The following is a 13,014-nucleotide window of genomic DNA, read 5'->3' as shown; positions in this document are numbered from 1 at the left end:
TCTGCCGGCATGTCACCGCGGTGAACGAGGCGGAAGCCGCCCTGCTCCGCGCCGCCGGCCTGCCGGGCGTCGCCGTGCTCGGCACCATCCGCGCGCCCGATCCCACGCCGCGCCCCTTCGCCGCGCGCGCCGGCCTGCTCTTCGTCGCCAGCATCCACCGCGAGGACAGCCCGAATCTCGACAGCCTGCGCTGGTATCGCGACGAAATCCTGCCCGCCCTGCGGCGGATCATGGACGAGCCGCCGACCCTCAGCTTCGTCGGCTACACCGCGCCGGATCTCGACCTCGCCGAATTCCGCGGCATCCCGGGCATCGAGCTGCGCGGCACGGTGGCCGAGCTGCGCCCCGCCTATGACGAGCACCGCCTGTTCATCGCCCCCACCCGCTTCGCCGCCGGAACACCCTACAAGGTGTATGAAACCGCCTCGTTCGGCCTGCCCTGCGTGGCAACGCCACTGCTCTGCCGCCAGCTCGGCTGGACCCCGGGCAAGGACATCGCCACCCCGGCCACCGCCGACGCCGCCGCCTTCGCCGCCGAGATCGCCTCGCTCTACCGCGACGAAACCCGCTGGACCGCGCTGCGCGATTCCGCCCTGCGCCGCCTCGCCGCGGAAAACGGCCGGGGCCCCTTCGAAGCCACGGTCCGCCGGATCCTCGACGCCATCAGCGCCTGACCGTTTTTGCGCCCGCCCGCGCGCCAGACCAGACACCCGCTCCAGCGCGCCTCAGACCGTATTTCTGCTCCGCCATCCGGTCGGCGGAGCAAAAATCCGGCTCACGCCGTCCGGTCGCCGCCCGCGCCGATCGCCGCCTGCGCCGCCGCCAGCCGCGCCACCGGCACCCGATACGGGCTGCACGACACGTAATCGAGCCCGATCTCCTCGCAGAACGCGATCGAGGCCGGATCGCCGCCATGCTCGCCGCAGATCCCGAGCTTGAGCCCGCCCTTGGTGCCCCGCCCGCGCTCGGCGGCGATGCGGATCATCCCGCCGACACCCTCGATGTCGAGCGAGACGAACGGGTCCTTCGGCAGGATTCCGCTCTCGACATATTTCGGCAGGAACTTGCCGGCATCGTCGCGCGACAGGCCGAACACCGTCTGCGTCAGGTCGTTGGTGCCGAAGGAGAAGAAATCGGCCGACTGCGCGATCGTGTCCGCCGTCAGCGCCGCGCGCGGCAGCTCGATCATCGTGCCGATGCTGTAGTCCAGCACCCGCCCCGCCTCGTCGAACACCGCGCTGGCCACGCGCTCCACCTGCCCGCGGGTGATGTCCAGCTCGCGCTTCATCCCCACCAGCGGAATCATGATCTCCGGCACCGGCGCCTTGCCGGTCTCGGTCTCCACCTCCAGCGCCGCCTCGAAGATCGCCCGCGCCTGCATCTCGTAGATTTCCGGGAACGAAATGCCGAGGCGGCAGCCGCGATGACCGAGCATCGGGTTCGCCTCCGACAGCTCGGCCGCGCGCTGGCGCATCGCCTCGACGCCCATGCCGAGCGCCGCCGCCACTTCCTCCAGCTCCGCCTCGCCATGCGGCAGGAATTCGTGCAGCGGCGGGTCGAGCAGGCGGATCGTCACCGGCAGCCCCGCCATGATGCGGAACAGCGCCACGAAATCCTGCCGCTGATACGGCAGCAGCTTCGCCAGCGCCGCCCGCCGTCCGGCCTCGTCATGCGCCATGATCATCTGCCGCACCGCGCCGATCCGCTCGGGGTCGAAGAACATGTGCTCGGTGCGCGACAGGCCGATCCCCTCGGCGCCGAACTTGCGCGCCGTCTCGGCATCCAGCGGCGTCTCCGCGTTCGCCCGCACCCGCAGCCGGCGCACCGCGTCGGCCCAGCCCATCAGCTTGGCGAAATCGCCCGACAGCTGCGGCTCGATCATCGGCACGAAGCCGGTGAAGATCTCGCCCGTCGCCCCGTCCAGCGTGATCGTGTCGCCCGCGCGCACGACCACCCCGCCGGCGGCGAGCGTCTTCGCACCGTAATCGACGTGAATGCCGCCCGCACCCGCAACGCAGGGCCGCCCCATCCCGCGCGCGACCACCGCCGCGTGGCTGGTCATCCCGCCCCGCGTGGTCAGGATGCCGCGCGCCGCGTGCATCCCGTGAATATCCTCCGGGCTGGTCTCGATCCGCACCAGGATCACCGCCTCGCCCTTCTGCGCCCGCATCTCCGCCTCGTCGGCCGAGAACACCACGATGCCCGACGCCGCCCCCGGCGAGGCCGGCAGCCCGCGCGCCAGCAGCGTCTTCTTCGCCTTCGGATCGAGCGTCGGATGCAGCAGCTGGTCGAGCGATTGCGGGTTCACCCGCGTCACCGCCTCGCGCTGGTCGATCAGCCCCGACTCCGCCATCTCCACCGCGATCCGCACGCTGGCCGGCGCGGTCCGCTTGCCGTTGCGCGTCTGCAACATGTACAGCTTCTGCCGCTGGATGGTGAATTCGATGTCCTGCATGTCGCGGTAATGCCGCTCCAGCGTCTCGCGCACCCGCACCAGCTCGGCATAGGCCTGCGGCATCGCCTCCTCCAGGCTGATCTCGCCCGGCTTCGCATAGGATTTCGACAGCGGCCGCGGCGTGCGGATGCCCGCCACCACGTCCTCGCCCTGCGCGTTCGGCAGATATTCGCCGTAGAACTCGTTCGCCCCGGTCGAGGGGTCGCGGGTGAAGCACACCCCGGTCGCGCAATCCTCGCCCATGTTGCCGAACACCATCGCCTGCACGTTCACCGCCGTGCCCCAGTCGGCCGGGATCTCGTGCAGCCGCCGATAGGTGATCGCCCGCTGGTTCATCCACGAGCCGAACACCGCCCCCACCGCGCCCCAGAGCTGGTCGTGCGGGTCCTGCGGGAACGGATGGCCGGTCTCGGCCTGCACCACGTCCTTGTAGGCCTCGACCACGCGGTGCCAGTCCTGCGCCGAAAGCTGGGTGTCCTCGGTCGCCCCCTCATCGAGCTTCACGTTCTCGATGATCTCCTCGAACCGGTGATGCGCCACACCCAGCACCACCGAGCCGTACATCTGGATGAACCGCCGGTACGAATCCCAGGCGAAGCGCGCATCGCCCGCCCCCTCGGCCAGGCCCTGCACCGTCACGTCGTTGAGCCCGAGATTGAGCACGGTATCCATCATCCCCGGCATCGACACCCGCGCGCCCGAACGCACCGACACCAGCAGCGGGTTGTGCTTGTCGCCGAAGCGCCGCCCCACCTCGCTCTCGATCTTCGCCAGCGCCGCGTCCACCTGCTCGCGCAACCCTTCCGGATAGGCGCGGTCATTGTCGTAGAACGCGGTGCACACCTCGGTGGTGATGGTGAAACCCGGCGGCACCGGCAGGCCGATGCTCGCCATCTCGGCCAGGTTCGCCCCCTTGCCGCCAAGCAGGTTGCGCATTGCCGCCGAACCGTCGCTGGCGCCGGGACCGAAGCTGTAGACGTATTTGCTCATCGGGGCATTACCCTTCCAGTTTCGAGAAATCGGCGACGCGATGCATCACGTCGCGCAGGCGGGCCAGCAATCGCAAACGATTGCGGCGTAATTCTGCTCCCGTCGCGTTCACGGTCACATGATCGAAAAACGCGTCGACCGGCGCGCGCAGCGCCGCGAAACCCCGCATCGCGCCGGCGAAATCCTCGTCTTCCAGCCGGCGCCGCGCTTCGAGATCCACCGCCTCCAGCGCATCCGCGAGCGCGATCTCCGCCGCCTCGGCCAGCAACCCGGGATCGATCGTGCCCTCGTGCGGCCCGTCCTTCGCATCCTCGATCCTGAGGATGTTTGTACTCCGCCGATACGCCGCGAGCAGGTTCGCCCCGTCCTCGCTGGCGAGGAACGCCCCCAGCGCCTCGGTCCGCGCGATCAGCCGGGTCAGGTCGTCATCCCGCGCCGTATCCAGAACGGCGTTCAGCACGTCGAACCGCTTGCCCTCGCCGCGCAGCTTCACCCGCAGCCGCTCGATGAGGAAGTCGAACACCTCCGCGCCCACCAGCGGCATCAGGTTCAGCCTGAGCCCGTTCTCCAGCACGATGCGGATCACCCCGAGCGCCGCCCGCCGCAGCGCGAACGGATCGCCCGACCCGGTCGGCGTCTCGCCGATGCGGAAGAACTCCCGCAGCGTGTCGATCTTGTCCGCCAGCGCCACGGCGGCGGAAACAACCCCCGAAGGCACCTCGTCCGACGGGCCTTTCGGCTGGTAATGCGTGCGGATCGCCCCGGCGATCGCGTCGCCCTCGCCCGACGCCTCGGCGTAATACCCGCCCATGATGCCCTGAAGCTCGGGGAACTCGCCGACCATCCCGCTCACGAGATCCGCCTTGCACAGCCGCCCGGCCCGCGCCGCCGCATCCGCCGCCGCCGCATCCGCGCCCAGCGCCAGCGCGATCTCCCGCGCCAGCGCCTCGATCCGCCCGGCCCGCGCATGCTGGGTGCCGAGCTTCGCGTGGAACGTCACCGCGTCGAGCTTCGGCAGCCACGACTCCAGCGTCTGCTTCCGGTCCTGCGCCCAGAAATGCTCCGCATCCGCGAGCCTTGCCCGCAGCACCCGCTCATTGCCGGCGATGATCGCCGCCCCGCCATCATTCGCCGCGATATTGGCGACGAAGGCGAAATAGGGCGCCGGGTTCCCCGCCGCGTCGCGCGTCGCGAAATAGCGCTGGTTCACCTTCATCGACAGTTCGCGCACCTCCGGCGGCAGCGCCATCTGCCCCGGATCGATCGCCCCGATCAGGCAGACCGGCCACTCCACCAGCCCCGCGACCTCGTCCAGCAGCCCCGCATCCCCGGCAACGCTCAGCCCCTTTGCTCCGGCCGCCGCGCGCAGCCCCTCCGCGATCATTTTTCTCCGCTCATCGGCATCGACGATCGCGCGCCGCGCCCGCAGCTCCGCCTGCCATTGCGCGGCGGAGGTCACCCGGAACGCGCCCGACGCGAGAAACCGATGCCCCTCGCTCTGATCCCCGCTCGCCACCGGCCCGAGCGTGAACGGAATCACCGCGCCATCGAGCAGGCACACCACCCGCCGCAACGGCCGCACCCAGGTGAACGCCCCGCTCTGCCCCCAGCGCATCGATTTCGGCCAGCCGAACCCGGCCAGCGCCTGCGCGAATTCACCCGCGATCAGCTCGCCCGCCGGCCGCGACGGCAGGTTCCGCCGGAGCAGGAAATACCCGTCCTCCTCGACCAGCTCTTCCCGCGCCGCACCGTTCTTGCGCAGGAACCCCTCCAGCGCCTGCGGCGGTGCCGAGAGCTTCGGCCCCCGCACTTCGCTCGCCGATTCCGGCACCTCGGCGTCGATCGTCGCCACGACGGCAATCCGCCGCGCGGCGCCGAAGGCCTTTATATCGCGCGGCGACAGCGGCGCGAGCTGCGCGCCCACCAGCTTCGCGAGCTGCTCGGCCGCCGCTTCCTGCATCCGCGCCGGAATTTCCTCGGAGAAAAGCTCCAGAAAGAACTCAGCCATTCTTCTGCGCCTCCGCCTCGGCCCGCTCGCCGGCGACCCAGACCTCCGCGCACGCCTTCGCCAGCGCCCGCACCCGGCCGATATACGCGGCGCGCTCGGTCACCGAAATCACCCCCCGCGCATCCAGCAGGTTGAACAGATGGCTCGCCTTGATGCACTGGTCATAGGCCGGCTGCGCCAGCCCCCGTCCCACCAGCGCCCCGCATTCCTGCTCCGCATCCCCGAAATGCCGCATCAGCATTTCGGTATCGGCGAATTCGAAATTATGCGCCGAATAGTCTTTCTCCGCCCGGAGAAAAACATCGCCATAGCTCAGCGCGTGCGGCCCCTCGGCGTCGTTGAAGCGGAGCGAGAACACGTTCTCCACCCCCTGCACATACATCGCCAGCCGCTCCAGCCCGTAGGTCATCTCGAAGCTCGGCACATCCACCGCGATCCCGCCGACCTGCTGGAAATAGGTGAACTGCCCCACCTCCATCCCGTCGCACCAGATCTCCCAGCCGAGCCCCCAGGCGCCCAGCGTCGGGCTTTCCCAGTCATCCTCGACGAAGCGGAAATCGTGCCGCAGCGGATCGAGGCCGATCTCCCGGTAGCTCGCCAGCAGCAGCTCCTGCGCGTCCGCCGGCGAGGGCTTCATGATCACCTGGTACTGATAATAATGCTGCAATCGGTTCGGATTCTCGCCATACCGCCCGTCCGAGGGCCGGCGCGAGGGCTGCACATAGGCCGCCGCCCACGGCTTCGGCCCGAGCGAGCGCAGCGTGGTCGCCGGATGGAAGGTTCCGGCCCCCATTTCCATGTCGTAGGGCTGCAGGATCACGCAGCCCTGGCGGGCCCAGAACCGGTGCAGCGCGAGAATGATATCCTGAAAGCTCAGGGCGTGTTTCTGGTCTTGCATGGGTCCGTGATATGGAGCCGGTGATTTCGCGGGCGTTTTCGCGATGCACCATTACGAGGCAAGGGGCATGAGGGCAAGATTCGGACGGGCCGACCTGATCGGAATCGCGGTGGTGATCGCGCTCGCCGCCGCCGCCGCCGGCTTCCGCATGGCGACGATCGAGCCCCGCGCCTATGTCGGCCTCTGCGCCGCCGCCCACGCCCCGCTCGTCTGCGCCCCGCGCCACGCCGTGCTCTGGCTGCAATACGAGCGGCTGTTCGGCTTTCCCGCCCTGCTGCTCGGCCTGCTCGCCTTCGCCTTCGCCAGCCGCGCGCTCGGCATCGCCGGCCTCGCCCTCGGCATCGTCGCCGTCATCAATTACAACGGCACCGAAGGCATCGTCGGCGCCGCCCTCGCCTTGTGGGGCTGGCTCGAAGCCGCGATGCCCGCCGCTTTCGACCGGGGAGAAGGACAACGCCATGCGCGCGAATAGCCACACCATGCTCGATTTCGACCTCGGCGAGGAGATCGACGCCCTGCGCGATTCGGTCCGCCGCTTCGCCGCGGCCGAAATCGCCCCCCGCGCCGCCGCGATCGACCGCGACAACGATTTCCCGCACGATCTCTGGTCGAAGATGGGCGACATCGGCCTGCTCGGCATCACCGTGCCCGAGCAATATGGCGGGGCCGGCCTGGGCTATCTCGCCCATTGCGTGGCGATGGAGGAAATCTCCCGCGCCTCGGCCTCGGTCGGCCTGTCCTACGGCGCGCATTCCAATCTCTGCGTCAACCAGATCCGCCTCAACGGCACCGAGGCCCAGCGCGAGCGCTACCTGCCGGACCTCGTCTCCGGCCGCAAGGTCGGCGCGCTGGCGATGTCCGAGCCCAATGCCGGGTCGGACGTCGTCTCGATGCGCCTGCGCGCCGAGAAGCGCGGCAATTCCTACGTGCTGAACGGATCGAAAATGTGGATCACCAACGGCCCCGAGGCCGACACGCTGGTGGTCTACGCGAAGACCGACCCCGAGTCCGGCCCGCGCGGCATCACCGCCTTCCTCGTCGAGAAGACCATGCCCGGCTTCTCCTGCGCCCAGAAGCTCGACAAGCTCGGCATGCGCGGCTCCAACACCGGCGAGCTGGTCTTCGAGGATTGCGTCGTCCCCGAATCGAACGTGCTCGGCGGGGTCGGCCGCGGCGTCAACGTGCTGATGAGCGGGCTCGACTACGAGCGCGCCGTCCTCGCCGCCGGCCCCCTCGGCATCATGCAATCGGCGCTCGACATCGTGATCCCCTATGTCCACGAGCGCGAGCAGTTCGGCCAGAAGATCGGCGAGTTCCAGCTCATCCAGGGCAAGCTCGCCGACATGTACGTGACGATGAGCGCCGCCCGCGCCTATGTCTACGCGGTGGCCAAGGCGTGCGACCGTGGCCGGACCACCCGCAAGGACGCCGCCGGCGCCATCCTCTACGCCGCCGAGAAGGCGACCTGGATGGCGCTGGAGGCGATCCAGTGCCTCGGCGGCAACGGCTACATCAACGACTACGCCACCGGCCGCCTGCTGCGCGATGCGAAACTCTACGAGATCGGCGCCGGCACCTCGGAAATCCGCCGGATGCTGATCGGCCGCGAACTCTTCCGCGAAACCGCCTGACCCGCGGCCCGCGCCAGGGGGGATTTGACGCCGGCGAAAAACTGCGGCACCGGAAGCGGCCATGCGCCATTTCCTGGATTTCGAGAAGCCGGTCGCCGAGCTGGAAGCCAAGATCGAGGAGCTGCGCCGGATGACCGATCCGGGCGAGCTCAACATCGCCGAAGAGGTCACCCTCCTGTCCGACAAGGCGGAGCGGCAGTTGCGCACCCTCTACGGCAGGCTCTCGCCCTGGCAGAAGACCCAGGTCGCCCGCCATCCCGAGCGGCCCAAGGCGCGCGACGTCATCGCCGGGCTGATCACCGAATTCACCCCGCTGGCCGGCGACCGCGGCTTCGGCGAGGATGCCGCCATCGTCGCCGGACCCGGCCGCTTCAAGGGCGAGCCGGTCATGGTCATCGCCATCGAGAAGGGCTGGGACCTCGAATCGCGGCTGAAGCACAATTTCGGCTCGCCCCGGCCGGAGGGCTACCGCAAGGCGCGCCGCCTGATCGAGATGGCCGGCCGCTTCGGCCTGCCCGTCCTCTCCTTCGTCGACACCTCCGGCGCCTATCCCGGCGTCGATGCCGAGGCGCGCGGCCAGGCCGAGGCGATCGCCCGCGGCATCGATGCCTGCCTCGCCGCCCCGGTCCCCTTCATCGCGACCATCATCGGCGAGGGCGGCTCCGGCGGCGCCATCGCCATCGCCGCCGCCGATACCGTGCTGATGTTCGAGCACGCGATCTATTCCGTCATCTCGCCCGAGGGCTGCGCCGCCATCCTGTGGGAAGACCGCGCCAACGCCGCCCAGGCCGCCGAGGCGATGAAGATCACCGCCCAGGACCTCAAGCGCCTCGGCATCATCGACCGCATCGTGCCCGAGCCGCTCGGCGGCGCCCATCGCGACCCCCAGGCCGCGATCACCGCCCTCGGCGCCGCGATCGCCGAAACCCTGCCCGGCCTCGCCGCCCTCGCGCCCGAGGCCCTGCGCGCGAAACGCCGCGAGAAATTCCTCGCCATCGGCCAGACCCTGCCGGTCTGACCGACTCGTTTCCCGGTCAGGCCCTGCCGGCCTGACAGACTTGTGTCCCGGTCAGGCCCTGCCGGCCTGACCGTGTGCTTGCGTTCAGCCCGGCAGATGCTTCGCGATATAGGGCGGCAGCACGAAGCTCGCCGCGTGCATCTCCGGCGACCAGTATTCCGTGGTCCCGAGAATCCCCGCCGCTTCCGCCCGCGCGCGGATCGTCGCCGCCGGCAGACGGGTGAGTTCCGGGTCCTTGCCGGCCCAGCCCAGCGTCATGAACCCGCCGACATAGGTCGGCACCGCGGCGACATAGGCGGTCACGTGCGGAAAGAATTTCCGCCGCCGCGCCGAGGTCTCGCGCAGCTCGTCCGCCTGCATGAACGGCACGCCGCACTGGTTCACCACCAGCCCCCGCGCGGTCAGGATGCGCGCGCAATTGGCATAGAAATCATCGGTGAACAGCACCTCGCCCACCCCGATCGGATCGGTCGAATCGACGATGATGACGTCGAAACTCGCATCCGGCGCCTTCTTCACATAGTCGATCCCGTCGCCGACGATCACCTCCGCGCGCGGATCGTCCCAGGCCTCGCCCGCGATCTTCGGCAGGAACTCCTTCGCCAGCCGGATCACCTCGCCGTCGATCTCGACCATCACCGCCCGCTCGACGCCCTTGTGCATCAGCACCCGCCGCAGCACGCCGCCATCGCCGGCGCCGATGATCAGCACCGATCGCGCCGCCCCATGCGCCAGCAGCGGCACATGCGTCAGCATCTCCTGGTAGACGAACTCGTCGCCCTCGGTGATCTGCACGATGCCGTCCAGCATCATCACCCGTCCGTGGAACTCGCTCTCGAAGATCGCGATGTCCTGGAAGTCGCTCTTCGTCCGCGCCAGTTCGCGCGTCACCCCGAAGCGCTGGCCCCAGAACGGATACAGCGTCTCGTTCACCCACATGTCGGTCATGTCTTCGCTCCATGCGAAAACACCGCCCTGCCGGGGGCAAGGCGGTGTGTCGTCGTCAACGGTTTCGCCTCAGGCGGTGACGCCGCGGCGCTGTTCGCCCACCTGCACGTCGCTCGGCGAGAACGCCGCGCGCAGGAACGGAATCGCCTTGTAGGGATCGCACACGCCGCACATGAAGATGTCGATCGCGGCGTAGTTGCGCTCCGGCCAGGTGTGGATCGAGATATGGCTCTCCGCCAGCACCACCACGCCGGACACGCCGCCATTCGGCGTGAAATGGTGGAAATGGCTGTGCAGGATCGTCGCCCCCGCGGCGAGCGCGCCCTCGCGCAGCGTCGCGTCGATCAGCTCGGGACTGTCGAGCTTCTCGGCCCCCCACAAATCCACGAGCAGATGCGTCCCGGCGAATTTCACGCCGTCACGCTCGACGAAATAATCCTTCGGCACGGCGACCTCATCGGTCGCGTCCTGAGCAACAGTCTGGTTTTCGCTCGGAATTTCCGAGACCATCCCCAGTCGGGCAAGTGCGTTCATCGCGAACCCCCTCAACCAGTGACAGCCTGTAGAACGCGGCACCGCGCCGCGCCCCCCGGGGCCAAGAGCGCGCGATATGCGGAAAAACCTCTGGACTTGCAAGGGGTTTTTCAAGGTTCTTCGATGAAATTTTACCCCCCCTGCGCAGGGGGGCAATGCGCGCCGGTTATGACGCCGCGCCGGCTCGGAGCGAAAACACCTCCGCGCCGATCAGCGCGAGGTCCTGCGGGCGCGACAGCCGGTGCTCCCCGTCCTTGACCAGCGTCACCCGCACATCCTCGCCCGTTACCGCCTCGGCGATCCGCAGCGCGGTCCGCCACGGCACCTCGGCGTCGCGCTGCCCCTGGATCAGCCGCACCGGCGCATCGATCGGAATCGGCCCGCCGAGCACGAGGTTCCGCCGCCCATCCTCCAGCAACGCCGCGGTCACCGGCGTCGGCGCGCCATAGGGATTGGGCAGGTGCAAGATGCCATCCCGCGCCAGCGCCGCCCGCGCCGCGTCATCGAAGGCGGGCTCCATCAGCTCGGCGGTGAAATCGGGTGCCGCGGCGATGCCGACGAACCCCGCCAGCCGCGCCCCGAGGCGCCGCGCCAGCAGCAGCCCGATCCACCCTCCCATCGACGATCCGACCAGCACGAGCTTTTGCTCCGGCACCATGGCGGCGATCACCTCTGCGGCATCGTCGGCCCAGCGCCCGATCGTCCCCTCCTCGAACCGCCCGCCCGACTGCCCGTGCCCGGAATAGTCGAGCCGCAGCATCGCCCGCCCGCGCGCCGCGCATTCGTCGCGCAGGAACAGCGCCTTGGTCCCCTGCATGTCCGAGGCGAAGCCGGGCAGGAACACCACCACGGGCCCCGCGCCGCGCAGAAGGGCACAGGCGAGGCTGGTCCCGTTCGCCCCGATCCGCGCCACGCTCTCGTCCATCCGGCCCTCCCCTTCGCTGCCCGCGCATGGTATCGGCGCGGCGCACGAAAGGTCCGCCATGCGCCATCCCTCGGATTATGCGATTCTACAGGTTCTGCCGCGTCTGGAAACCGGGGGCGTGGAGCAGGTGGTGGTCGAGCTGACCGAGGCCGTCGCCCGCACCGGCGCCCGCGCCTTCGTCGCCAGCCAACCGGGCCGCCTGGTCCGCGCGGTCGAGCGCGCCGGCGGACGGCATGTCGGGATCGACCTCGAATCCCGCAACCCGCTGAAGATCCTCGCCGCCGCGCGCCGCCTCGCCCGGCTGATCCGCGCCGAGCGGATCTCCCTCGTCCACGCCCATTCCCGCGCCCCGGCCATCGCCGCCCGCCTCGCCGCCCGCCGCTGCGGCGTGCCCTTCGTCACCACCTATCACGGCGCCTATGGCCAGCGCGGCCCGCTCAAGGCGCGCTACAACGCGGTGATGGCCTCGGGCGACCGGGTGATCGCGATCTCCGGCTTCATCGCCGATCTCGTCCGCGCCCGCCACGGCGTCGGGGCGGACCGCCTGCGCATCGTCCCCGGCGGGGTGGACTGCGCGAAATTCGACCCCGACGCCGTGGGCGGCCGGCGGATGGAGGCCCTCGCCCGCGCCTGGCCCCTGCCCGACGGCGCGCCGGTGATCATGCTCCCCGCCCGGCTCACAGGCTGGAAGGGCCAGCGCGTCGCCATCGAGGCGCTCGCCCGCATGCGCCACCGCGACCCGATCCTCCTCCTCGTCGGCGCCGCCCAGGGGCGCGAGGCCTACCGCCGCTCCCTGGTCGAGACGATCCGCCGGCTCGATCTCGTCCCCCGCGTCGTCTTCGCCGGCGACTGCGCGGACATGCCCGCCGCCTACAAGCTGGCGGACATCGTGGTGAACGCCTCGACCGACCCCGAAGCCTTCGGCCGCACCATCGTCGAGGCCCAGGCGATGCGGCGGATCGCCATCGCCACCGATCACGGCGCCGCCCGCGAAACCATCCGCCACGGCGAAACCGGCTGGCGCACCAAACCCGGCGACGCCGCCGACCTCGCCGCCGCCCTCGACGCCGCGCTCGACCTGCCGCCCGAATCCCGCCTCGCGATGGGCGAGGCCGCCCGCGCCTATGTCGCCGAATTCTACTCGATCGCGGCGATGCAGAACGGCAATCTCGCCGTCTACGACGAGCTGCTGGGATGACATCGACGCCGCGCATCCTCGTCATCCGCCACGGCGCGCTGGGCGACATCGTCCTCAGCTTCCCCGCCTTCGCCGCCATCCGCGCCGCCCATCCCGCCGCCGAGATTTCGCTCCTGACCACGAAACCCTTCGCCGCCTGGCTCGAAGCCGCCCCCTGGTTCGACCGCGTGATGATCGACCCGAAGCCCGGCCCGCTCGACCTCGCCGGCCTGCGCCGCCTGCGCCGCGCCCTCGGCGGCTTCGCGATGGTCTACGACCTGCAGACCTCCGGCCGCTCCAGCCGCTATTTCCGCCTCGCCGGACGCCCGCCCTGGTCCGGCATCGCCTCCGGCTGCGCCTTCCCCCACGCCGATCCCGCGCGCGACCGCACCCACACCCGCGAACGGATCGAAGGCCAGCTCGAAGCCGC

At 69.9% G+C, this 13,014-nt stretch carries 12 protein-coding genes; 6 read left to right on the top strand and 6 right to left on the bottom strand.

All coding sequences use genetic code 11. From position 1 onward, the window contains the following. Window positions 1-674, top strand: a 674-nt coding sequence (locus tag APM_RS11120; protein ID WP_007423475.1) for a glycosyltransferase family 4 protein, incomplete at its 5' end; no start/stop codon positions are given. A gap of 101 nt (window positions 675-775) precedes the next feature. On the opposite strand, the gene ppdK is transcribed toward APM_RS11120, so the two are convergent. From ppdK to APM_RS11105, 3 genes are read right to left on the bottom strand one after another with little or no spacing between them, the layout of a single operon-like run. Beyond that, window positions 776-3,445: a pyruvate, phosphate dikinase gene (gene ppdK / locus APM_RS11115; RefSeq protein ID WP_007423474.1), complete on the bottom strand. Its 2,670-nt coding sequence runs from the start codon at window positions 3,443-3,445 to the stop codon at window positions 776-778. 7 nt (window positions 3,446-3,452) lie between these two features. Continuing rightward, window positions 3,453-5,453, bottom strand: a complete 2,001-nt coding sequence (gene glyS, locus APM_RS11110; protein ID WP_007423473.1) for a glycine--tRNA ligase subunit beta — start codon at window positions 5,451-5,453, stop codon at window positions 3,453-3,455. Then, the gene (locus APM_RS11105) at window positions 5,446-6,351 is read right to left on the bottom strand and encodes a glycine--tRNA ligase subunit alpha (protein WP_007423472.1); all 906 of its coding nucleotides are present in this window, start codon (window positions 6,349-6,351) and stop codon (window positions 5,446-5,448) included. Before APM_RS11105 ends, glyS begins: the two co-directional genes overlap by 8 nt. Before the next feature lie 67 nt (window positions 6,352-6,418). On the opposite strand from APM_RS11105, the gene APM_RS11100 reads away from it, so the two are divergent. The 3 genes from APM_RS11100 (at window position 6,419) to APM_RS11090 (ending at window position 9,000) form a co-directional block, all read left to right on the top strand. Then, on the top strand, window positions 6,419-6,823 hold the full coding sequence (locus tag APM_RS11100; protein WP_007423471.1) for a hypothetical protein: 405 nt from the start codon (window positions 6,419-6,421) through the stop codon (window positions 6,821-6,823). Next, window positions 6,810-7,982, top strand: coding sequence for an isovaleryl-CoA dehydrogenase (locus APM_RS11095; RefSeq protein WP_012039867.1), 1,173 nt, complete (start codon window positions 6,810-6,812; stop codon window positions 7,980-7,982). The genes APM_RS11100 and APM_RS11095 overlap by 14 nt, the downstream gene beginning before the upstream one ends. Before the next feature lie 61 nt (window positions 7,983-8,043). Continuing rightward, window positions 8,044-9,000, top strand: a complete 957-nt coding sequence (locus APM_RS11090; RefSeq protein WP_007423469.1) for an acetyl-CoA carboxylase carboxyltransferase subunit alpha — start codon at window positions 8,044-8,046, stop codon at window positions 8,998-9,000. A gap of 84 nt (window positions 9,001-9,084) precedes the next feature. Here APM_RS11090 and speE read toward each other — a convergent pair whose 3' ends face one another. From speE to APM_RS11075, 3 genes are all read right to left on the bottom strand, one after another. Next, window positions 9,085-9,948 carry a polyamine aminopropyltransferase gene (gene speE / locus APM_RS11085; RefSeq protein WP_007423468.1) on the bottom strand — a complete coding sequence of 288 codons (864 nt, stop codon included), beginning with the start codon at window positions 9,946-9,948 and terminating at the stop codon, window positions 9,085-9,087. A 69-nt stretch (window positions 9,949-10,017) separates the two neighbouring features. Further along, complete coding sequence (gene speD, locus APM_RS11080) at window positions 10,018-10,482, bottom strand: adenosylmethionine decarboxylase (RefSeq protein WP_007423467.1); 465 nt, start codon at window positions 10,480-10,482, stop codon at window positions 10,018-10,020. A 166-nt stretch (window positions 10,483-10,648) separates the two neighbouring features. Next, window positions 10,649-11,407, bottom strand: a complete 759-nt coding sequence (locus APM_RS11075; protein ID WP_007423466.1) for a carboxylesterase — start codon at window positions 11,405-11,407, stop codon at window positions 10,649-10,651. 58 nt (window positions 11,408-11,465) lie between these two features. Between APM_RS11075 and APM_RS11070 the strand changes: the two genes are divergently transcribed. Together APM_RS11070 and APM_RS11065 are read left to right on the top strand one after the other, a co-directional pair. After that, window positions 11,466-12,605, top strand: coding sequence for a glycosyltransferase family 4 protein (locus APM_RS11070; RefSeq protein ID WP_007423464.1), 1,140 nt, complete (start codon window positions 11,466-11,468; stop codon window positions 12,603-12,605). Next, on the top strand, window positions 12,602-13,014 hold a 413-nt coding region (locus APM_RS11065), incomplete at its 3' end, for a glycosyltransferase family 9 protein (RefSeq protein ID WP_007423465.1). The genes APM_RS11070 and APM_RS11065, both read left to right, overlap by 4 nt.

The sequence above is a fragment of the Acidiphilium sp. PM genome (genome assembly GCF_000219295.1).
GTDB classification, from domain to species: domain Bacteria; phylum Pseudomonadota; class Alphaproteobacteria; order Acetobacterales; family Acetobacteraceae; genus Acidiphilium; species Acidiphilium multivorum.
This window is presented reverse-complemented; position numbering and strand designations above follow the sequence as displayed.